We start from the raw sequence: 22144 nt of genomic DNA on the forward strand, positions 1-22144 counted from the left end.
CCTCCGCACCGGCAGAGAAAATGGCTATATCAGGATTGGCTTCCAATGCTTCCCCCATACTGATCACCTTGTATTCTTCACCCGAAAACACAACCTTCTCCCCATATGACCTGCTCGAAGCTACCGGTACCAGCTCAGTCTCAAAAAAAAGCCGGCTTTCCTGAAGAACCTCCAGTATAGTACGGCCAACCTGGCCGGTAACACCAATTACCGCGATTTTCATAAGCTTTCTGTTGTTTATCTGTTGGTCAATACTTATCCAAACTAACTGCCTCATTCCCAATATCAACGCAAATCCGCCTCAATCCTGCACTCACTTCCCCCCTCTCCTTCAAGCCACCTCATCCCCAAACCCCTTCTCCTTCAAGCCACCTCATCCCCAAACCCCTTCTCCTGAAGGAGAAGGGGCTTCCGCGCTAATCTTACATACCACAACACATCACCTTCACTTTTGCAGTCACTCCCCCCCTCTCCTTCAGGAGAGGGGCCGGGGGTGAGGTGGTTCTTTCACCCACGGGTGAGGTGCTCTTTTCACCAACGGCTGAAGTGCTTCACCCACTCCCCCCCTCTCCTTCAGGAGAGGGGCCGGGGGTGAGGTGCTTTTATCACCGCGGGTGAGGTGCTTTTATCACCGCGGGTAAAGTGCTTCCATCACCGAAGCTGAAGTGCTTCCATCCCCAGGGGTATATTTCCCCTTTTCCGGAACTAATGATTAGCAACACTTCAACAATTACCGGACTAAACAACAAAATTATGAAAATGATCAGAATTACAACATGTTTTATGATGCTTCCGGCATTAAGTTTCTGCCAGTTAAACGATGGCTTCGATGATGGCGATTTCCTGAATCAGCCGGCATGGACTGGTAATACTGCAAAATTCAGGGTTAATGAGGATTACCGGCTGCAACTGAACGACAGCGATGCGGGTACTGCCTTCCTGGTAACTGCTGTTGCAGGAAGCGGGGAGCTGGAATGGCGCTTCAATGCCAACCTGAAGTTCAGCCCTTCCGGGAATAATAATGCCCGCATTTACCTGTTCTCTTCTCAACCCGACCTCACCGGAAACACGGAGGCTTTCTTTATCCAGCTTGGAGAAGCCGGCTCCGATGATGCCCTGGAGCTTTTCTTCCAGGATGGCCAGGAAATTCAAAGCATTTGCCGTGGGATTCCCGGTAACCTCGCCTCATCATTTAATATTTCTGTTAAGATATTGTACGATAATGGATTATGGGAAATACTGTCCGATCCCCTGGGTGGACAATATTACCAGGAAGAAACCTGTGGCCAGGCCATCCTGAATATTGAAAACGGCTATCTGGGGGTACTTTGCACCTATACCAAAAGCAACTGCACCAAATTCTATTTCGACAATTTCTACATGGGCCCGGTTTGTCAGGATACTATACCTCCTCATGTAGAAAATCTTTCTATCATTGACTCACTAAGCCTCAATCTTACATTCAGCGAAAACCTGGACATTTCCTTCGCCACCCTCCCTCAACACTACATCCTGCAACCTGCTTCCCTGCATCCTGATACTGCCATATGCTTGCCTGAAAACCCATCTTCCTTGCTATTGCTTTTCCAGGATGCCTTCCCGAATAAACAAACCTGTTACCTCTCGCTCCAGGGGCTTGCAGACCTTTCAGGAAACATAATGCCCGACACAGCCATCCCATTTACCTGGTTTTTACCCGTTTACGGGGATGTGGTGATCAGCGAGATCATGGCAGATCCTTCCCCACCGGTCGGCCTGCCGGATGCAGAATATGTTGAACTTTACAATGCTTCAGGATATCCGGTGGATATGAACGGATGGTCGTTGACTTATGGCGAAACGAAAAGAGACATTTCCGGATTGATTGCTCTGCCCCCGCAAGGCTATCTCATCCTGACAGCAGAATCCATGCTTTCCATGCTGGAACCCTTTGGCCTTATAGCAAGCCTCGAAAGCCTGAGCCTGCCTAACAACGGGACTTCTCTTTCTCTGGCCAGCCGCAATAATACAATCATCCACGAAATGTACTACGATCCCCTTTGGCACACCTCTTCCGATAAAAAGGAAGGTGGATATTCCCTCGAAATGGTTAATACTTTCAATCCCTGCCTCCTGGAAGACAACTATATAACCAGTACTTCGCCTTATGGCGGATCGCCGGGCACAGAGAACCCCGTAAACAACCCATTCCAACCGGAAATCAACATGGAAAACCTTTGTGTGCTTTCCGATTCGGAAATTATGCTGACTTTCAGCCAGGGAATGGATGCCGGCATCATGGGATGGGCTGACCATTTCAGGATATTTCCGGGAGGAATGGTCCCTTGTAAGATCACCGGAAACGGTAATTACAACAAGCAATTCCTGCTGGAGTTAACAGGAAAGCTTCAAAGCGGGTTGATTTACGAACTGGAAACAGAAGCGGGGTTGTTGAATTGCAATGGGACTGTGCAAACATCCCTGATCAGAAAAAAGTTAGGCCTTCCTGTCGATCCTTTCGCTAACAGCATTGTGATCAATGAGATCCTTTTCGATCCCCTGGATGGCTGTGGGGAATATATTGAATTGTACAACGCATCTTCAGAAACACTGGAGCTGAGTGAATGTGGCTTATACACCGTAAAAGAACGATGGCCGGATCCTCCCGATACCACCGGCGGAATTCTGACGGATTGCTGTTTACAGCTTCTTCCTGGTGAATATGTTGTATTTACCGGTTGCCCTGAGAAAGTGAGAGAATGCTATTATGTACCCGGCATGTCAAGGATCCTGTGCAACCCCAATTTCCCTTCACTGAACAACGAATCGGGCCGTATCCTGCTTACCGGACCAGATAATTTATGCCTCGACGCAGTGGATTACTCCGTGGATATGCATTATCCTTTGCTTGTGTTCACCGACGGTATCTCCCTGGAACGTATTAACCCTGCTTTTCCCTCCTCAGATCCTGAAAACTGGCACAGTGCAGCGCAGGACTTTGGCTTTGGCACTCCCGGAAGATTAAATTCCCAGTATGCAGAAGTGACGGAATCAACAGATATATTAAACGTAACTCCCAAAGTCATTTACCCCGGCAGCGGCAGCGGGGAAAACAGCGTGTGTACCATCGCTTATCAACTTGAACAGACCGGCTGTACAGGCAATCTGTTAATTTTCGACGATATGGGATATCCCCTCAGAAGACTGGCAGAACAGGTATTGCTCGGTGCTTCCGGGACCTTCATCTGGGATGGCCTCGATGAACGCAATACACCTTGCCGGAAAGGTATTTATATAATTTATTTCCAGGTAACAGGAATGGACGGAAAAGTGAGTAAATGCAAAGAAACCGTTGTAGTGGCCGGATATTGAACCAATCAGCGCCGCAGCTTCTCTTCCCACCACAACCACATGGCAAAGATCACCACATAAAAGAAAGGCCGGAATAGATAATCATGACTGAAATGCCAGTAATTCGGCCATTCCATGATAACGACCGAAAGCCCGGTGACCCGGAAAAGATTGGTTAAATGGACTACCACAATTCCCATTGGGATAAACCATAGCTTTTTCATCCACGGACCAGGATAAAGCATCATCAGCAGCACGAACTGCACCATGGGTTTTAGTCCCGAACAACCTGTGTTAATTGCTATATACCCGTTATTACTGAAGTACATGGTGTTGTTTGCCGTAGTGATCTCAATCCCAAGAACATGCTGAACAAACCAGGAGCCCTGCCGGAATACTATGTCTGCCATAAAATTCCCGGCTGCATTCATAAAATCCTGTATAGGGAAATAATGCAGCCGATAAGCCCATAAGCGCCAGGCAACATGGATGATCACCGTGATCAGCATGAAAATCATCACACCCTTGAGCGGTTTCAGCTTATAGCGATCGAGCAGAGCGTCGAGTTTTTCTGTATAACCCATCATGAAATTTTATTGAGGAGCGAAGATAAACATTTAATTTAGAATCGCAGATCTGTTCTCCGATCTCCGATCTGCGATCTTCGATTACAACATCGGTTGTGTTATTCACACAAAATTTCCCTAACTTCGTCATAGGAAAAAGAAAACGGTTTTTATGAAACGATCCCGAAGGCGCAGGCCTGTAAAGCCAGGTTTGCTGCAGCGTATACGCGATTATTTCCGCGGGCTCAAAGCACGCAGGGAGGAAAACGCACGCAAGAGATACAAAAAAAAGATTGCCCGCCGGCATCACCGTGACAGCATACGCAGGGAGAAAAAAATGCAGGCGGCATTACGAAAAGCTGAGAAAGCGAGGCCGGAACGTTCGCTTTTCAATTTCATCTCCTTACCTTCATTCAACAGAAGTGCGGTTTTTCAGTTTGTTAACTCCCTGACTCTCTTTATCCTGAGCTATGTTTTAATCTATCTTCTTTATCAGATTATAGTTATTCTGACAGCCGGACTCTGGGAGCTGGATTCTGTTTTATACTATTATGATCTTGCTTTCAACGATTTTTCTCCTAAATGGACCCGTTTCAACATCATCGTGATCACGATATCAGGCCCGGTGGTTTGTCTGGCGGTAGGTATTTTACTGTACTTCAAAGTGTTCAGTATGAACCGGGTGCGGGGTTATACCCGGCTTTTTGTTCTCTGGCTTTCTTTTCATGCGATCAATCATTTTTTAGGTGCTCTTGTATCAGGAATCAGCACCGATGAAGGCTTTGGATACGTGGTAAACTGGCTGTATGTAATTACCTTTTTTAAGTTATTGCTGGCATTGCTGGCATTGTTCATGCTGGGCATCATAGGTTACTTTTCTGCCGGCCGCTTCCTTGAAACCGGTATGGCAGCAGGAAAGACCTCCCCAAACGAAAACCGGGCCATGATCTTACGGCAGGCAATTATTCCCTGGATCCTGGGATCGCTGCTGATCATACTGGTGAAAATTCCCAACAATTTTAATTTTCCTTATGAAACCATCATGTTTGCCACGATGGGATTTTTGCTGGTACCCATGTATTTCAACAGGGATGCTGCTCCCAGATCATGGATACTGAAGAATTACCGTCAGCGGCATTCGTTCCGCTGGCTATTTTTCCTGCTAATGCTTGCGTTTTTATCCTTTTTCAGGATTGAACTCGACAGAGGATTACACTTTGATATAAGTATAGATATATCATTTTCTATAAAACGCGCCTGAAAAGCAGTTTTCTTAGCGAAGTGTAAAGGTGGTATGACCTATCACGTTATCGTCGGCAAAGATATCGACATGATACGTACCAATATCAATGGGCTGACCCTCATACTTCTTAAACCAGTAGAGGCATAGGTCCATGGCTTCATTCCGGTAATCGATCTCTTCCTTCATGGAATATTGGATAGGTTCGCCCTGATATATAAAGGTATAGTCCTGGGTACGGTCTTTCGTCAGGATTTCCTTATCCGGTCTTGCTATTCTGACATAAACCTCTTTGATTCCAGGGGTTAGGATCTCATTTTTACTGATGGTAAAGCAAACCTTGATCTTATCAAGACGGGTAGCCTTGTCGGTAACCTTATCACGGCTGCCACCCCCGCGTGAACGAATGCCTTCCACGGTTATATTATATGCCTGCAATACAGACGCTATCCCTACCTTTTCCTGTAACATCTCCTTATCTTTCATTACAAGGTCTTTCTCACGTTTGACCTGCTGAAGGTCTTTGCGGATCAGTTCGTTCTCCTCCGATAAGGCTTCATTAACGCGGTAAAGTGAATCCATCTGCCGAACATAACCCTGTGAGACTTCCTGGAGCCTGGCAAGTTTCTTCTTGATCTTGTAATACTCCCACTGTGTGTCGAGCAATTTCCGGATTTCTATGGCATTGGCCTGAATGACACTGTCTTTAACGGTAAGAGAATCGGCAAGTTGACCATATTCAAGCTTGACCTTTTCGTGTTCCCCCAGCAAGGAATCGAGCTCATTGGTAAGTTCTATCCTTTGCTGCTCCTTCTCATTGAGAAGATTATTCAGTTTCGATTTGCTGAGAAAAAGCCATATCACCAAAGCAGCAACGACTATTAGCAAAAGGATCAGAAAGATCTGATACTGCCTGACCTTTCCTTTCATGCGCTGGTTTCCGGGTTGTGTTTTGAAATTTTCTTCCTGGGTGTTCATAAAGCTTCCTGTTATTAATTGGGTTAACTGTTTTACAAAACCATGAAAGGCTGTTTTGCAAAATTAAAATAAAATAACAGGAATAAAAATAGATAACATGATATCGGCAGACAATTACAAAAAGTTGCACGTTACAAGTTACAAGATGCAGGTTACATGTTACAAGTTACAGGTCACAACTCTCACTTATCACACACACTCAAACTACCTGCAACCTGAAGCCTGAAGCCTGAACCAATATGAGAATCCTGCCAAAATTTGACAAGATTTTCAATTACACCTTTTCTTCGCTCCCTTTCAGTTTCCAGTTCTCATAAGCCCTTTTAGCACCATAACCGGCAGCAAGGGCTAAAAAAATAAGCAATCCTCCTTCAATGCTCGCGCCACCACCGGGAACATTACCTGACGAACCATGGCCGGGCGGAGGTGGAGGTGGAGAAGAACTATAAGCAGGTTGCTGATACAGAGAAAGCACAATAATGGCTAAAATGATTAAAAGACTGGTTAGCGTACTTTTCATGACTACACGTTTGGCTTTGATTACGATAACTTATCTGTAAAGTTAACCCAACTTTACGCATGCAAATATATGAAAAAAAATCCCTTATTTTGAAGTTGATAAAAAAAAACTACACAATTGTCTGAAAAAAAGTATTATGTCGTTTGGAAAGGCCGGAATACCGGGGTTTTTGAAAACTGGAAAGATTGTTTCGAACAGGTCGGAGGATTCGAAGGTGCTCTGTACCGATCATTCAGCGACAAAGAAGACGCTTTAAAAGCTCTGGATAGTTCTCCATGGAAATACATTGGAAAAGCCAATCAAAAGGCAGGGAAGACCAGAGACAAAAAAAAAGCCTGCGGCAACCCGGTTATTCCCAGCATTTCTGTCGATGCTGCCTGCAGCGGGAATCCCGGTACCATGGAATACAGAGGCGTAGATACCGCATCTGGAACGGTCTTGTTTCATGCCGGCCCTTTTCCCAATTCGACTGTCAATATCGGGGAGTTCCTTGCCATTGTTCATGGGTTGGGATATTTGCATAAGCAGGGAAGTACCATTCCTTTGTATTCCGATTCAACGACTGCCCTCACCTGGGTAAAAAACAAGAAGGTTAAAACAACCCTTCAACCTGGCAAAGGCAATGAAAAAAGCTTTGAATTATTGGAAAGAGCGCTTATCTGGCTGCAAAACCATAGCTATCCCAATCCTCTGTTCAAATGGGAAACCGAAGCATGGGGAGAGATCCCCGCGGATTTTGGCCGCAAATAATCCGGCTTCTGCCACGGGATCTTACGATTTTGCAATTTTTAAGCTATCTTTACGTTGACTATCCTACGTTATGGATCTGATCATTGATTTCGGTAATACTTTAACAAAAATTGCCATTTTTAAAGGCAATACGGAAGTATTTCTCCTGGCCGTCCCCAATATTGAACAGGAAGAGCTTAAACAAATCCTGAATCGTTTTCCTGTAAAAAGGTCCATCATTTCCTCTGTCAGGAACCATCCTTCCTGGATAAGCCATTTCCTGGAAAAGCATAGCCTGCATACCGAACTGGATGAAAACACGCATTTACCCTTGCAAATCGGATACTCCACCCCGGAAACACTCGGAAAAGACAGGCTGGCAGCGGCTGTGGCCGGACATATGCTTTATCCCGATAATGATGTGCTTGTGATCATGGCCGGTACCTGCCTGACCTATGACTTTGTCAACAAACAAGGAGTTTATTCAGGAGGAGCCATCTCACCAGGGATGAAAATGCGTTTCCGGGCTCTGCATGAATTTACCGATAAACTTCCATTATGCAAGACAAAAGATAATATACCATTAACAGGAACAACCACACACGAGTCTATTCAATCGGGCGTTGTGAACGGAATGTTAGCTGAAATCAATGGAATTATCGATCAATATCGAAAAATTTACAATAATTTAACAGTAGTTTTAAGTGGCGGGGACCTTAATTATTTTGATAAAAAGCTAAAAAATAACATCTTTGCAGTCCCAAACATCGTACTACGTGGTTTAAAAAATATATTGGATTCCCATGCAATTGAACAAAGGCAACCTTAGCCACATCCTGATCCTGTTTGTGATCCTTCTGTCTTCTGACATGATAGCACAGGTCAGGATAAGTTCCCCATATTCATATTATGGCGTGGGTAATTTAAGATCGGATAGTTACAATACCGTTTTGATGTCGATGGGAGGCATACGCAATGCCGTTAATTCCGGCAATATGATCAATATTTTCAATCCGGCAACCTATATTGTTTTTGACTCTTCCACCTTCCTTTTCGAAGGTGGCGTGTTGTCGAGCCGCCGGACCTTGAAAAATATCAATACCTCCGAAAATGCCAGTTACGCCTCCCTCAACCACCTGCTGTTCGGATTTCCGGTCTCAAAAAGGTTTAAGGCAAGTTTTGGGATCGTTCCTTACAGTGACGTGGGATATAATATCCTTACACAGCAATACCTGACCAATATTGGAAAAACACAAATACAATACGAAGGAAACGGAGGCATCACCCAGGTTTTTGCCGGAACAGCCGTTAAAATAACAAAAAACCTTTCCCTGGGTGCAAACGCATTCTATAATTTTGGTACCATAGAGAAATCCAGGAATATTTTCTTTCCGGATTCCATCGACACGTACATAAATGCACAGATGGATAATCTCTTTCGGGTTGGAGACTTTAGCTTCAGTTTCGGTATGTTGTACCGTAAAGTCATGAAGAACAAACAGATCATTTCCGCAGGATTGACCTATTCTCCGCAAACCCGTCTGAAGACCAGGCGAGAGTATCTTGCCAATACATTCATTGGTTCCTACAACGGTGTTGAATACTTTGGCGATACAGTGGTATACGATAAGGAGCACAGCGGAACCATCACCATCCCCATGCAGGCAGGTGCCGGTATTACACTCGAAATGCCCCTGCACTGGAAGATCGGGATAGATTTTAACTGGCAGGAATGGTCGAAATACGAAGCTTTCGGATATAAAGATTCACTGAAAAACAGCTGGAGCATTGCCGTTGGCGGAGAATATATCCCGGATATTGACGCTCTCCGATCGTATATGAAAAAGATCAGGTACAGGCTTGGATTCAAATATGGCATGTCGAACATTTATCTGAGAAACAATCATCTGAATGAAATTGGCATAAGTTTTGGATTTGGTTTACCGGTTTCAAGATCCAGCTCTATGCTTAACTTCGGTTTTGAAATAGGTAAATTCGGAACGACAAATAATAACCTCATCAGGGAAAATTTTGTTAAATTTACCCTTGGGATCACTATCCATGAAAATTGGTTTATAAGAAGTAAATACAGATAAACATAAATATACGGAAAGACATGAAAGCAAAGATTCTTTCAATTCTCATTACGCTGATCCTGTTCCTAACGGCAGGCATTGTTACAGCCCAGGATGAAGAAACCGGCGAAGAAGCCGGAACGGGCCTGAATATTCCCAAATATGGTGAAGACAGCATTACCTGTATCACAAACCTTTCCTTATACCTTGAGTCATTCAAACAATGGAAAGCAAGCAAATTTACCAATGCTTCGGTAAAAGACGCCCTAAAACCCTGGAGATGGGTCTTCATGAACTGCCCTGCCTCCCGACAGAGTATTTACCTCGATGGGATAAAAATAGCTGAATGGAGAATCAAGAACGAAAAAGACGCTGCACGCAAGGAAAAACTTATTGACACCCTTTTTATGATATACGACCGCCGTATAGAATATTTTGGCAAGGAAGGTTATGTGCTTGGCCGCAAAGGAGTTGATATGTATTCCTATCGCCCGGAAGCCTTTGAACAGATTTATGATATCCTGAAACGCTCCATCGAACTCGATGGTAACGACTCTTATCCCGATGTGCTGGTATTTTACATGAGGGCCACCAAAAAAATGATCGATGAAGGTAAAGCCGGCCCCGATATTATCTTCGATAACTATGACCAAAGCTCTAAAATCATCGATTATAATATTTCACGTTACGCTGATGACGAACGGAAAAAAACCAACTGGGAAAATGTGAAGGGTAATATTGATCTTACTTTCGAGCCTTACGCTACCTGTGAAGCGCTTATTGAGATCTATGGCAAAAAATTCAAAGAATCACCAGAAAATACCGACCTGCTGAAAAAGATTACAAAGATCATGGACAAGAAAAAATGCACCGATGATCAGTTGTATTTCGATGCTACACTTAAGCTTTATGAATTGGAACCCAATGCTGAGTCAGCTTATCTTATCGGAAAAATGCTGACAAAGAAAGAGGATTATCAGGAAGCAGTCAAATTTTTGAAAGAGGGTGAAAAGCTCGATAATCCTGATGATGTTGCCGACAGCTACCTGTTGCTTGCAAGCGCTTACAAACAACTTAAAAACTACCCGCTCGCACGCAGTTATGCCATGAAATCACTCGATCTTAGACCCAACGACGGCCATCCTCTTATCCTGATCGGTGACATGTATGCCGAATCAGCTTCCTCCTGCGGTGATAACGAGTTCACCAAAAAAGTCGCGTACTGGGCCGCTGTCGACAAATACTATCAGGCAAAAAGAATTGATCCTGAAATGGCTGAACTTGCCAATTCCAGAATTGCCTCCTATTCATCGTATTTTCCTCCCATCGAGAATATTTTCTTTAATAACCTCAATGAAGGAGATGAATTTACCGTCGAATGCTGGATTAACGAAAAGACTACGGTGAGAGCCGCAGCTCAGTAAGAAATGTTTTTTACCAAGTTTATAACACCGGTACGGCTCCTGAAAGCATTGGCTGCCTGCCTGACAATCATCCTGCTCTTTTCCTGCAAAAACAATATGAAGGATATCCAGGCCATGGAAAGCATGCTGGATACTCTTCCCGACGTGACCGCAAAAAATATCGAATTTCTCTATTCTGAAAACGCTGCCGTGCAGGTAAAACTCAGCGCACCGCTTATGAATAATTATGGGGGTAAGAATCCCAGGATGGAGTTCCCGGATGGTTTCAAAGTGGTCTTCTACGATTCTCTGCAAACCGTGAAAACCGTGCTGACAGCCAACTATGGAATCAACTACCCGGAACGTAAAATTATGGAAGCTCATGGAAACGTGGTTGTTATAAACCACGAAACCGGGGAAACATTAAATACGGAAGAATTGATCTGGGATCAGACTAAGGAATTGATCTACTCAAATAAATTTTCGAAGCTGACCAGCGAAAGTGGTGTCCTTTACGGAGAAGGGCTGGAGTCGGATCAGACTTTCACCAGAAGGCGTTTACTCCACCCATCCGGAGATATCACGGTAGAAGACTCTGACCGGTAAAAATAATAGTATGGACAACTGGCTGATCGTTATCATCACCCTGCTCCTGTCGGCCTTTTTTTCAGGCATGGAAACAGCTTTTTCCTTGTCAAACAGCCTGAAAATTGAAATTGATAAAAGCAAAGGGCTTCTTCCCGCCCGCATTATTTCTTTCCTGAATTCCCGTCCCTCCAGATTCACAGGAACCATTCTGCTGGGTAATGATTTTGCCATTGTGGTTGGTACGATAGCCCTTGCAGGATTGCTCGAATCATTGATTCCTTATCAGACAGCTTTTTCCTGGGTATTATTGCCGCTCCAGATTATTGTAGCCTTTATTCTGATCATCCTTCTGGCCGAATTCCTCCCGAAAATACTGGTGAGGATCAATCCAAACGCTGTGCTGAATATCTTCGCCATACCCTTTTTTGTGATTTATATCCTGTTCTGCCCATTGGTGCTTATCTTCAATATCCTCGGGAAAATGTTTTTTATGATCATCTTTCGCGAGAAACCTGTTGTACGGCGCACTGTCATGCATTCCACCGATCTGGATGATTACCTTCAAACCTTTGCCGGAGAACAAAGCCAGGAAGGCAGCAGCATACCTGAAATCCAGATGTTCCAGAATGCCATTGAATTCAGGGACGTGAAAATACGGGAATGTATGGTGCCCAGAACAGATATTGAAGCCATTGAGGTGAACGATAGCATTGATAATCTAAGAAAGAAATTTTCCGAAACCGGCTTTTCCAAAATTCCCGTTTTCCAGGATTCCATCGACAACATTATCGGCTATACTCATCATTCCGACCTCTTTCACAATCCGCAAAGTATTGCACGCATCATAAGATCGCTTAATTATATCCCCGAAACTATGCTGGCCAATGAGGTGTTGTCAATGTTCATCAGAGAACATAAAAGCATTGCCGTCGTCGTGGATGAATTCGGTGGTACATCAGGTATGGTCACAATGGAAGATATCATCGAAGAGATCTTTGGAGAAATAGAAGATGAATACGACGAAGAAGATCTTGTGGAAAAAGACCTCGGAAACGGTGAATACCTTTTCTCCGGCCGTCTTGAGATAGACTATCTCAATGAAAAATATAATCTTAATCTGCCCGAATCGGAAGATTATGAAACCCTCGCCGGGCTTATCCTGCGCCACCATGAAAGCATTCCCGGACCCGATGAAAAAATTATTATCGGTGACATGCTTTTCCATATTGTCCATTCCAGCCGCAACCGGATCGACCAGGTGCACTTAAAATCAGAAGAATAATTCGGCAATTAAAAAATTTAATTATACCTTTGCACCCTCTAAAAAAAATATATAACTATGGCTGTTATAGGTAGAATCAGAAAACATTCCGGCTTAGCTGTAATTCTTGTTGGCGTTGCTATCGCCGCTTTTGTACTCAGCGATCTTTTTTCGGCAAGACCTAACCAATACAAAGATGTTGGTGAGATAGAAGATGTTAAAATTTCTTTTTCGGATTTCAACTATCGGGTGGAAGAAAATATAGAGGCCCAGAAGATCAACCAGAACAAGGAAAACCTTACCTATGACGAAGCTTTCGTGGTAAGAAACAATACCTGGGACCAGTACTTGAATGAAATCCTTATGGATAATGAATATGAAGAACTTGGTCTGGCTGTTTCATCGGATGAACTGTTCGATCTGATACAGGGAAACAACCCACACAGACTGATCCTCCAATATTTCGTTAATCCTGAAACGGGACGTTTCGATCGCGAATTTGTGATCCGTTATCTCCAAAGTCTCAATCAAATGACGCCTCAACAGCAAAGACAATGGGTGAATTTTGAGAAATACATCAAACGTGACCGGGTTAATACCAAATACAATAACCTGATCAGCAAAGGTTTTTATGTTCCGGACGCATTTGCTAAAATGCAGTATGAAAACCAAAAGAAAAACGCAGAATTCCGCTATGCTTATAAAAAATATGCTGATGTACCCGATTCACTGGTATCTTACACCGATGATGAATACATGGAATACTACGAAGAAAACAAACATAAATTCGAGCAGGAATTTACGCGCGATATCGACTACATAGTTTTTGATGTGGAGCCTTCGGATGAGGATTATGAAAAAACAAAAGCTGAGGTTTTCAGGATTTTCCAGGAACTTCAATATTCCGAGAACATCGAGATGTTTGTAAACGCCACTTCCGACAACCGTTACGACAGCACATGGTGGCTTCAGGGCGTTCTTCCTGTTGCTTTGGATACCATTGCTTTCAACGCAGCACCCGGAACATTGATACAGCCTTATTTCCTGGATAATGCCTGGCATATGGGTAAACTGATCGATGTACAATACCGTCCTGACTCCATGAAGGCCGAACATATACTTATTGCATACCGCGGAGCTCTCCGTGCTGCAGAAGACGTGACCCGTAACCGTGAACGTGCTCAGGCAATAGCTGATAGCCTTTATAATATCCTACGTCGTAACCCCAACCGTCTCCAGGAACTTGCTGTGGCTTTTTCCAACGACGGTTCGGTTCAATCCAATAATGGAGACCTGGGCTGGTTCCCCGATGGGGCTATGATACACGCCTTCAATGAAGCCGTCGCAAATGGAAAACCCGGTGATGTGGAATTTATTGAAACACCCTTTGGTTTCCATGTTCTGAAGATTACAGGAAAGTCAACCCCCGTGAAGAAAGCCCGGGTTGCAGTTATCGACCGCGCCGTTGAACCCAGCACCGAAACATTCCAGAAAATTTACGTGGAAGCCAGCAAATTTGCCGGTGAAAACAATAATCCCGAAAAATTCGAGCAGGCCGTGATCGACCTGGGCCTTGATAAAAGATCAGCTACCTACCTCAAGGAAATGACAAACACCATTCCCGGACTGGATAACCCGCGCTCCGTTGTCCGCTGGGTATTTAGTGATAATGCAAAAGTAGACGCCGTTTCACCCGTATTCGACCTCGATGGTAAATACCTGGTAGCTCTTATTACCGCTGAAAGACAAAAAGGAGTGATATCTGCCGATGAAATGAGGGAAAGACTGGTCAATAACATGAAAAATGAGAAGAAAGGCGAATATATTTCTGAACTGATCAGCAAAAACGGATCTTCAGACCTGAATGTTCTTGCAAGAGATCTGAATCTTGATCTCGACACGAATTATACCCTTACCTTCGATTCCAGGAATATCCCGGGATTCGGAGCAGAACACCGCATTATCGGTACCATATTTGCCATGAATGAAAACGAGTTCAAAGGACCCCTGCAGGGCGGTGGAGCTGTTTTTGCTATCGTAGTAGACCGTTTCGGACAAGTACCCGAAACCGCAACCTTCGATTTTTACAAGAAAAACCTGGAAACCGAATTCCAGAGAAGAGTGGATAACAATTATCCTTACCGTGCTATCATGGATAACGCGGACATCATCGATAACAGAGTTTACTTCTATTAGGAATTGGAACGTATGGCTTCCACGGGATCAAGCCTGGAAGCCATATAAGCCGGGATAATCCCCGATAATAGTCCGATCATCGAAGATACAACCACCCCGATGATGATATTCCTCATGGTGAGCATCAACTCCATATCGAACAGGCTCTCCCCGGCAAAGGTTAATATAAGTACCAGAAGCAATCCGATCAAACCACCGATCAATGCCAGGAATACCGATTCAAACAGGAATTGCAACAGGATGAAATAACGCTTTGCTCCCAGTGATTTCTGTATGCCGATGATGTTGATCCTCTCCCTCACACTTACAAACATGATGTTGGCAATCCCAAAACCTCCTACCAACAGTGAGAAAATACTGATAATGAGCCCTACAACCGCGATGACTCCAAATAACTGGTCGAATCCCTTGGTGATTATATCGGTCTCATTGATGGCGAAATCATCCTCCGCACGGGGCTTTAACTTATGAACACTCCTCAGGATGCCCGTCAGCTCATCTTTCATCTCTTCATTGCTCACATTGGGTTTTCCTCTCACCAGAATAGTAGTACCCATGTCCCGAATGTTGAGTTCGGACCGTGCAAACTGTATGGGAATGATGATCTGGTCGTCAGAAGTATTGCCAAAGAAGTCTTCTCCTTCTTTTTTCATCAACCCGATAACTTCGATGTTCCTGCCAAAAATCTTGATTTTCCTTCCGATGGGATCAAGGCCCTGGAAGAGATTGGTGGCGATCTCCGACCCTATGATGGCAACCGGCCGGCCCGCCTGCGATTCTACAGGAGTAAAATACCTGCCATCACTCAGGTCGAATGGCATTACCCGTGAATAATCGTGTGAAACCGCTATAATATTCGCATTTTCAATGCTGTTTCCCAGGTACTTCACCGTCCTCGACGTCCCGATAAAGAATGCGGCAGCATCTGCTGTCATACTCCGCTTTTGTATCTCACGCAAATCGTCAAGAGTAGGCTCAGGTCGCTGAAAATACTTCCACCAGGGATAATCACCACCCATGGCCCAGGGCCACTTCTGTATGAATAAAACATTATCTCCCAACGATTCTATCCCTTTACGGATATTCCGCTCCATAGAATCAAAAATGGTATAAATCGATATGATCGAAAAAATACCAATGGTTATGCCTAAAAGCGTTAAAACTGTGCGGGTCTTGTTAACCACAAGTTCATGCATGGCAAAGACAAAACTTTCCCGTATAAGACGAATGACTATCATGGTAAATATTCAATACTTCAACAATTTGTAAAGTTATGCAAATACTTTAAGAAATAAGCATTAATTTTGACGCAACGGTGGAATTCAGCAAGAAGCACACAATGAACAAGAAAATCAATAATGCCCTTGTTTCGGTTTATTATAAAGATCATCTGGATAAGATCATATCTTTATTGGAAAAGCTTGACATTGGCATATATTCGACAGGAGGAACCTACGATCATATTGTAAGGAACGGGACGGAGGCCCATACAGTGGAATCCCTCACGAGCTATCCTTCGATACTTGGAGGAAGGGTTAAAACTTTGCACCCAAAGGTTTTTGGGGGCATACTTGGCCGCCGCCAACACGAAGAAGACGTCCGGCAAATGCACGAATACAGCATTCCGGAATTCGACCTGGTGATCGTGGATCTCTATCCCTTTGAAAGTACTGTTGCCTCCGGAGCACCGGAAAATGAGATCATTGAGAAAATCGATATTGGGGGCATATCGCTCATAAGGGCTGCCGCGAAAAATTTTACCGACGTATTGGTAATTCCTTCCTCGCTGTATTATAATGAATTAATAAAAATCCTGGAAGAAGGACAAGGTTATACCAGCCTTGAGCAACGTAAATATTTTGCCACCCGGGCTTTTGAAGTCTCCTCGGCCTATGATACTGCCATATTTCAGTATTTCAACCAGGAACAACATTTGCCTGCATTCAGGTATGCTTCATCCGGTGAGATGACACTCCGTTACGGTGAAAATCCTCACCAAAGGGGATATTTTTTCGGTAAGACCGAAGATGTATTCGAACAACTCCATGGTAAAGAAATCAGTTATAACAACCTTGTAGATATCGATGCGGGTATACAGCTTATTGCTGAATTCAATCCTGTTTGCTTTGCCATCCTGAAACATACAAATCCTTGTGGATTAGCATGCAGGGACAATGTCAGGGATGCTTACCTGGCTGCCCTCGAAGCCGACCCCTTATCCGCTTTCGGTGGGGTTTTGATTTGTAACGGAGATATTGATCTTCCTGCTGCTGAAGAAATCAATAAGCTTTTCTTTGAGGTGATCCTGGCCGGCAATTATGAAGATAATGCCCTGGATCTTCTTAAGTCAAAGAAAAACAGGATCATTTTGAAGAAAAATTCATTCAGTTTTCCGCGCAAACAGTTTAAATCACTGCTTAACGGGGTATTGATGCAGGATAAGGACGAAATACCGCTTTCTCTCGATGAAATGGAAACCGTAACGGTAAAACAACCCGATCCTGCTGTAAAAGAAGATCTTTTATTTGCCAACAAAGTGGTGAAACATACCAAATCAAACGCCATCGTGCTGGCAAAGAACAAACAGTTGATTGCGGGTGGAGTTGGACAAACTTCCCGTGTAGATGCTGTAAAGCAAGCTATTGAAAAAGCGCATACCTTTGGATTCGATCTGCAGGGAGCCGTAATGGCTTCCGATGCGTTTTTTCCCTTCTCCGATTCCGTGGAACTGGCTCATAAAGCAGGAATCGATGCAGTGATACAACCAGGAGGATCAGTAAGAGACCAGGAATCTATCGACTATTGCAACCAAAACGGTTTGTCGATGGTTTTCACAGGAAAACGGCATTTTAAACACTAATTAACAAAGGAAATATGGGACTATTTTCTTTTTTGACCAAGGAGATCGCAATTGACCTGGGAACGGCCAATACAATTATTATACACAACGATAAGGTAGTTGTTGACGAACCTTCCATTGTCGCCATTGAAAGGGAAACAGGAAAGATTATCGCCGTTGGTAAGAAAGCCATGATGATGCATGGTAAAACACATGAGAACATCAAAACCATACGCCCCTTGCGCGATGGTGTTATTGCCGATTTTCAGGCCGCTGAGTTTATGATACGGGAAATGATCAAAATGATCTTTCCGAAAAAATCCATCTTCCCTCCGGCATTAAAAATGGTTATTTGCATCCCCTCCGGCATCACGGAGGTGGAAGAAAGAGCCGTTAAAGACAGTGCGGAACAAGCCGGCGCCAAAGAGGTTAAGCTGATCCACGAACCAATGGCTGCCGCCATCGGGATAGGGATCGATGTACTCGAACCAACAGGAAACATGGTGATCGATATCGGTGGCGGTACCAGTGAAATTGCCGTGATAGCCCTCGGTGGCATCGTTAACAATAAATCCATTCGTATCGCCGGTGATGATTTCAACTACGATATCATCGAATACATGCGCAAACAACATAATATCAATATAGGGGAAAGGACCGCCGAGAGGATCAAGATCGAAGTAGGGTCTTCCCTTCCTGAGCTGGATAATCCGCCGGATGACTTCGCCGTCCATGGAAGAGATATGCTTACCGGCATCCCGAAGGAAATAATCGTCAACTACGCTGAAATTGCACACGCCCTGGATAAATCAATCTCAAAAATAGAAGCAGCAGTACTCAACGCTCTCGAAATGACACCGCCGGAACTGGCAGCAGATATCTACCGCACAGGTATTTATCTTGCCGGTGGGGGCTCCATGTTGCGGGGTCTCGATAAACGTTTGCACATGAAAACCAAACTTCCTATCCATGTGGCCGAAGATCCGCTTAGAGCTGTAGCCAGAGGCACCGGAATAGCCCTGAAAAACTTTGATAAATTTACATTCCTTATCAAATAGAGGAAGGAACCCATGCGAACACTGTTTGCATTCATCAGAAAACAATACTTTTTCTTTCTTTTCATTTCCCTGGAATTGATAGCCGTCCTCCTGCTTATCAGCCACAACCCATATCCACATACCAAAATCATCAACTCTACCAATATCATCACAGGTAAAGTAAATGCAATGCAAGCCGCTGTCAGCGATTATTTCTATCTTAAAAAAGCCAACCAGGCCCTGGCCGATGAAAACGCCCGACTCAGAAATATTCTGAAAACCTCCTTCCTTCTCTCAGATACTAACGAATATGTTTTTCTCGATACCAATTTCAGATTCATCCCTGCCCGCGTGATAAGCAATTCCACCCAACGCCGTAATAATTATTTAATGATCGACAAAGGAAGAAAACATGGCTTGCAGGAAGAAATGGGTGTGATCTCACCTTCCGGACTGACCGGCATCGTTATCGAGGTCTCTGAAAATTTTTCTACCGTAATGTCTCTGCTTCACCAGGATGCCCGTTTCAGCGCAACGATCAGGAAAAACGGACAGCTTGCCAACATTGTGTGGGATGGTTACGATTACCGCTATGCAACTCTTCTTGATATCCCCAACCATATTAAACTGGAAGAGGGAGATACAGTGCAAACCAGCGGGTTTTCCTTCTTTTTCCCGGCAGGTATTACAATCGGAACCGTAGAAGAATTGCAATCGGGCTCAACTGAAAATCTTAACCGGGCAACAATCAGATTATCAGTTGATTTTAATTCTCTATATCAGGTTTATGTTGTTAAGAACCTTATGAGCCCGGAACAACGCAACTTATTGAAACAACAGGAAAATGAATAGGCAGGTCATTAAATATAGTTTTGTTTTTATTCTACTTATCCTGTTTCAGGTATTGATACTCAACAATATACGATTAAACGGTTATATCAACCCTTACTTTTATGTCCTTTTTATCATTATCCTGCCCTTTCAAACCCCGAAATGGCTGTTTCTGATCTCCGGATTCATTTTAGGGCTTATAATTGATATCTTCATGCATAGTGTTGGAATACATACAGCCGCAACCACTTTCATGGCTTTTCTTCGGCCGGGTGTGATACGTTTTCTTACAGGAAACCGGGAAATTGAGCCGGAAATGAAACCCTGCATACGAGATATGGGCTTTTCCTGGTTCTTTATGTATTCCCTGATACTGGTATTTTTTCATCATTTAGTACTTTTCTATCTGGAGGTTTTCAGGATGGATGAGTTCTTCAAAACTTTGGGAATGGTTGTTTTCAGTACCATTCTGACATTGATCATGATTATCCTCAATGAATATATTTTAAGAAGGAGGAAATAAATTCCTTTCCTGAAGGATTTTTTTATCTTTACCCCTGATAATTAAATATGTATCACCATGAATATAAAAAAATCTTTCATCCTGATAATTATTGCCGCTGCGCTCGTTTCCTGCAATGAAAAGCCCGGTACGCCGGAACAAAAAGACTATACACTTACCGGTACGGCTGACACAATCTTCGATGGTTTGGTTTTCCTGAAAAAAAGGGAATCCGGACAGTTTATCACAGTTGACTCGGTAATGATGTCGGGTAACTCTTTTTCTTTTACAGGCAAAACGGGTTTACCGGAATTGCATTACCTTCTTTTGCCCGGTTACAGGAACTACATCCCTTTCTTCCTGGAGGGTTCGGATATAAACCTTAACATCAACACATCGAATCCCGATAGCACACTGATCAGCGGGTCTGATTCGCATACTGAATACGAAAGATACCTGAGGCAGGAAAGAATGATCATGAATGAAATACGTAATGTTTATGCTGATTTGAGAGCGTCTAAGGGAGACAAAGAAGCAGAAGAGGAGATGGAAATGACCCTTGAAGCGCTTTATGCGGATATGGACGCAATGGCTCTTCAGTATATTTTCTCAAACCCGGCCTCTCCGGTGGCTCCGTATATTGCGGCTAAAAATATTTATAATTACGAGATCGATGATTTAACTACCATCCTGGATACCCTGGATCAAGGCCTTAATAATTCGGTTTATACACAAAGACTTCGCGACAGGGTGGAAATACTTAAAAGAGTGGCTATCGGACAACCGTTTATTCCTTTTGTTCTTAATGACACCAGTGGTCAGGCCGTTTCACTCGGGGAAGTATCAAAAGGAAAATACCTGCTCATAGACTTCTGGGCATCCTGGTGCGGTCCATGCCGTAAGGAAAATCCAAATTTAGTTAAGAATTACAGGAAATATAATGAAAATGGGTTTGAAATTCTTGGCGTTTCCCTGGATGAAGATACCTCTGCATGGAAACAAGCTATACGCGCCGACAGCCTGACCTGGCTCCATGCTTCCGACCTCAGAGGCTGGAATAGTTCTGCCGGAGACCTCTATGGCATCATCTCCATCCCATCAAATCTGCTTCTTGATCCCGATGGTATTATTATCGCCCGCAACCTGCGCGGCAATGATCTTGGAATCAAACTTCACGAAATTTTCAATAAAGAATAGTAACAGGATTATCACCGGGAAATATAATTACGGTTAGCCCCGTCAGGGGCGCCACTCCGGTCCCCCTTCCCTCTCCCTGTAAAACTTCCTGAACGAGTTTTTACTTATTTCAGGAAGTGATCTGTGTTTACCCCATGCCCGGCTGAAAAACTTTCTTAACAGGAAATTCTTCATTTTTCCACTTATGAAATCCATCCATTTATTGCTAAGCATCACTTTTTTCCAACCCCACATCGTTATTCTTTCCATACGTGTAGTATAGCCTTTTGCAACCGAATCATGTCGGTTCACCAACAAGAGTTCATGAAGAGGAATATTGACAGGGCATACTTCCGTGCATTTCCCGCAAAGCGAAGAAGCAAAGCTCAAATGCTTGAATTCTTCCATGCTGCACATCCAGGGAGTGATCACGGATCCAATAGGTCCGCTGTATGTTGTATCATACGTATAACCGCCTATATTGCGATAAACCGGACAAGCGTTCAAACAAGCCCCGCAACGTATACACGATAGCGCAACCCACTGTCTTTCCGTTGATAAAAGCCGTGTTCTTCCGTTATCCAGGAAAATAACATACATCTCATCCGGACCGTCTTCTTCATCGCTTTGACGCGGACCACTTACAATAGAATTATAAACCGTCATAAACTGGCCGGTTCCGTGTGTGGCAAGCAGCGGCCAGAAAATATCAAGATCTTCCATTGATGGGATGATCTTTTCAATACCACATATCACAATATGAACCTTTGGGAAAGAATACGACATCACTCCGTTGCCTTCGTTTTCCGTAAGCGCAATGGCTCCCTGACGTGCTATGACAAAATTGGCCCCGGTAATACCGATGTCTGCCCG

At 43.9% G+C, this 22144-nt stretch carries 20 protein-coding genes; 14 read left to right on the plus strand and 6 right to left on the minus strand.

The features are described from left to right. Window positions 1–223 (minus strand): aspartate-semialdehyde dehydrogenase (locus KKA81_09490; protein MBU2651155.1); only part of this gene is annotated, 223 nt, incomplete at its 3' end. Between the two features lie 530 nt (window positions 224–753). Between KKA81_09490 and KKA81_09495 the strand changes: the two genes are divergently transcribed. Next, window positions 754–3351: a lamin tail domain-containing protein gene (locus KKA81_09495; GenBank protein MBU2651156.1), complete on the plus strand. Its 2598-nt coding sequence runs from the start codon at window positions 754–756 to the stop codon at window positions 3349–3351. A 5-nt stretch (window positions 3352–3356) separates the two neighbouring features. Here the strand turns inward: KKA81_09495 and KKA81_09500 are convergent, their stop codons facing one another. Further along, window positions 3357–3917, minus strand: a complete 561-nt coding sequence (locus KKA81_09500; GenBank protein MBU2651157.1) for an exosortase/archaeosortase family protein — start codon at window positions 3915–3917, stop codon at window positions 3357–3359. Between the two features lie 151 nt (window positions 3918–4068). Here KKA81_09500 and KKA81_09505 point away from each other — a divergent pair, with 151 nt between their 5' ends. Beyond that, on the plus strand, window positions 4069–5157 hold the full coding sequence (locus KKA81_09505; GenBank protein MBU2651158.1) for a hypothetical protein: 1089 nt from the start codon (window positions 4069–4071) through the stop codon (window positions 5155–5157). Between the two features lie 12 nt (window positions 5158–5169). Here the strand turns inward: KKA81_09505 and KKA81_09510 are convergent, their stop codons facing one another. Further along, on the minus strand, window positions 5170–6114 hold the full coding sequence (locus KKA81_09510) for a hypothetical protein (protein MBU2651159.1): 945 nt from the start codon (window positions 6112–6114) through the stop codon (window positions 5170–5172). Between the two features lie 274 nt (window positions 6115–6388). Next, window positions 6389–6634 carry a hypothetical protein gene (locus KKA81_09515; GenBank protein MBU2651160.1) on the minus strand — a complete coding sequence of 82 codons (246 nt, stop codon included), beginning with the start codon at window positions 6632–6634 and terminating at the stop codon, window positions 6389–6391. 117 nt (window positions 6635–6751) lie between these two features. Between KKA81_09515 and KKA81_09520 the strand changes: the two genes are divergently transcribed. From KKA81_09520 to KKA81_09550, 7 genes are all read left to right on the plus strand, one after another. Beyond that, window positions 6752–7384: a ribonuclease H family protein gene (locus tag KKA81_09520; protein MBU2651161.1), complete on the plus strand. Its 633-nt coding sequence runs from the start codon at window positions 6752–6754 to the stop codon at window positions 7382–7384. Window positions 7385–7454: 70 nt separating this feature from the next. Further along, window positions 7455–8192, plus strand: a complete 738-nt coding sequence (locus KKA81_09525; GenBank protein ID MBU2651162.1) for a type III pantothenate kinase — start codon at window positions 7455–7457, stop codon at window positions 8190–8192. Further along, window positions 8167–9459: a hypothetical protein gene (locus KKA81_09530; GenBank protein ID MBU2651163.1), complete on the plus strand. Its 1293-nt coding sequence runs from the start codon at window positions 8167–8169 to the stop codon at window positions 9457–9459. Before KKA81_09525 ends, KKA81_09530 begins: the two co-directional genes overlap by 26 nt. A gap of 20 nt (window positions 9460–9479) precedes the next feature. Continuing rightward, window positions 9480–10862 carry a tetratricopeptide repeat protein gene (locus KKA81_09535; protein ID MBU2651164.1) on the plus strand — a complete coding sequence of 461 codons (1383 nt, stop codon included), beginning with the start codon at window positions 9480–9482 and terminating at the stop codon, window positions 10860–10862. A 3-nt stretch (window positions 10863–10865) separates the two neighbouring features. Next, entirely contained in the window at window positions 10866–11447 is a 582-nt protein-coding gene (gene lptC, locus KKA81_09540; GenBank protein ID MBU2651165.1) for an LPS export ABC transporter periplasmic protein LptC, read from the plus strand. Between the two features lie 10 nt (window positions 11448–11457). Then, a complete protein-coding gene (locus tag KKA81_09545) occupies window positions 11458–12711 on the plus strand; it encodes a hemolysin family protein (GenBank protein MBU2651166.1) in 1254 nt (417 codons plus the stop codon). A gap of 57 nt (window positions 12712–12768) precedes the next feature. Beyond that, window positions 12769–14886: a SurA N-terminal domain-containing protein gene (locus KKA81_09550; GenBank protein MBU2651167.1), complete on the plus strand. Its 2118-nt coding sequence runs from the start codon at window positions 12769–12771 to the stop codon at window positions 14884–14886. Here the strand turns inward: KKA81_09550 and KKA81_09555 are convergent. Next, window positions 14883–16124 carry an ABC transporter permease gene (locus KKA81_09555; GenBank protein ID MBU2651168.1) on the minus strand — a complete coding sequence of 414 codons (1242 nt, stop codon included), beginning with the start codon at window positions 16122–16124 and terminating at the stop codon, window positions 14883–14885. The genes KKA81_09550 and KKA81_09555 overlap by 4 nt on opposite strands. Before the next feature lie 101 nt (window positions 16125–16225). Between KKA81_09555 and purH the strand changes: the two genes are divergently transcribed. The 5 genes from purH to KKA81_09580 are packed head-to-tail and all read left to right on the plus strand — an operon-like array spanning window position 16226 to window position 21292. Beyond that, window positions 16226–17746: a bifunctional phosphoribosylaminoimidazolecarboxamide formyltransferase/IMP cyclohydrolase gene (gene purH, locus KKA81_09560; protein ID MBU2651169.1), complete on the plus strand. Its 1521-nt coding sequence runs from the start codon at window positions 16226–16228 to the stop codon at window positions 17744–17746. Between the two features lie 14 nt (window positions 17747–17760). Then, window positions 17761–18783 (plus strand): rod shape-determining protein, encoded by a 1023-nt coding sequence (locus KKA81_09565; protein MBU2651170.1) that lies wholly within the window; start codon window positions 17761–17763, stop codon window positions 18781–18783. Window positions 18784–18795: 12 nt separating this feature from the next. Beyond that, window positions 18796–19614, plus strand: a complete 819-nt coding sequence (gene mreC / locus KKA81_09570; GenBank protein ID MBU2651171.1) for a rod shape-determining protein MreC — start codon at window positions 18796–18798, stop codon at window positions 19612–19614. After that, window positions 19607–20116, plus strand: coding sequence for a rod shape-determining protein MreD (gene mreD / locus KKA81_09575; protein MBU2651172.1), 510 nt, complete (start codon window positions 19607–19609; stop codon window positions 20114–20116). Before mreC ends, mreD begins: the two co-directional genes overlap by 8 nt. Before the next feature lie 57 nt (window positions 20117–20173). After that, window positions 20174–21292 carry an AhpC/TSA family protein gene (locus KKA81_09580; protein MBU2651173.1) on the plus strand — a complete coding sequence of 373 codons (1119 nt, stop codon included), beginning with the start codon at window positions 20174–20176 and terminating at the stop codon, window positions 21290–21292. Between the two features lie 42 nt (window positions 21293–21334). Here KKA81_09580 and KKA81_09585 read toward each other — a convergent pair. Beyond that, on the minus strand, window positions 21335–22144 hold an 810-nt coding region (locus tag KKA81_09585), incomplete at its 5' end, for an LUD domain-containing protein (protein MBU2651174.1).

Source organism: Bacteroidota bacterium, assembly GCA_018831055.1.
In the GTDB taxonomy this organism is placed as follows: Bacteria; Bacteroidota; Bacteroidia; order Bacteroidales; family B18-G4; genus M55B132.

Bases quoted from the DNA above. Each gene is read 5' to 3' on its own strand.
- KKA81_09535 (MBU2651164.1), top strand. From the start codon at position 9,480: ATGAAAGCAAAGATTCTTTCAATTCTCATTACGCTGATCCTGTTCCTA.
- mreC (MBU2651171.1), top strand. From the start codon at position 18,796: ATGCGAACACTGTTTGCATTCATCAGAAAACAATACTTTTTCTTTCTT.
- KKA81_09525 (MBU2651162.1), top strand. From the start codon at position 7,455: ATGGATCTGATCATTGATTTCGGTAATACTTTAACAAAAATTGCCATT.
- KKA81_09500 (MBU2651157.1), bottom strand. From the start codon at position 3,917: ATGATGGGTTATACAGAAAAACTCGACGCTCTGCTCGATCGCTATAAG.
- KKA81_09530 (MBU2651163.1), top strand. From the start codon at position 8,167: ATGCAATTGAACAAAGGCAACCTTAGCCACATCCTGATCCTGTTTGTG.
- lptC (MBU2651165.1), top strand. From the start codon at position 10,866: ATGTTTTTTACCAAGTTTATAACACCGGTACGGCTCCTGAAAGCATTG.
- KKA81_09580 (MBU2651173.1), top strand. From the start codon at position 20,174: ATGAATATAAAAAAATCTTTCATCCTGATAATTATTGCCGCTGCGCTC.
- purH (MBU2651169.1), top strand. From the start codon at position 16,226: ATGAACAAGAAAATCAATAATGCCCTTGTTTCGGTTTATTATAAAGAT.
- KKA81_09495 (MBU2651156.1), top strand. From the start codon at position 754: ATGAAAATGATCAGAATTACAACATGTTTTATGATGCTTCCGGCATTA.
- KKA81_09510 (MBU2651159.1), bottom strand. From the start codon at position 6,114: ATGAACACCCAGGAAGAAAATTTCAAAACACAACCCGGAAACCAGCGC.
- KKA81_09550 (MBU2651167.1), top strand. From the start codon at position 12,769: ATGGCTGTTATAGGTAGAATCAGAAAACATTCCGGCTTAGCTGTAATT.
- KKA81_09515 (MBU2651160.1), bottom strand. From the start codon at position 6,634: ATGAAAAGTACGCTAACCAGTCTTTTAATCATTTTAGCCATTATTGTG.
- mreD (MBU2651172.1), top strand. From the start codon at position 19,607: ATGAATAGGCAGGTCATTAAATATAGTTTTGTTTTTATTCTACTTATC.
- KKA81_09555 (MBU2651168.1), bottom strand. From the start codon at position 16,124: ATGATAGTCATTCGTCTTATACGGGAAAGTTTTGTCTTTGCCATGCAT.
- KKA81_09565 (MBU2651170.1), top strand. From the start codon at position 17,761: ATGGGACTATTTTCTTTTTTGACCAAGGAGATCGCAATTGACCTGGGA.
- KKA81_09545 (MBU2651166.1), top strand. From the start codon at position 11,458: ATGGACAACTGGCTGATCGTTATCATCACCCTGCTCCTGTCGGCCTTT.
- KKA81_09505 (MBU2651158.1), top strand. From the start codon at position 4,069: ATGAAACGATCCCGAAGGCGCAGGCCTGTAAAGCCAGGTTTGCTGCAG.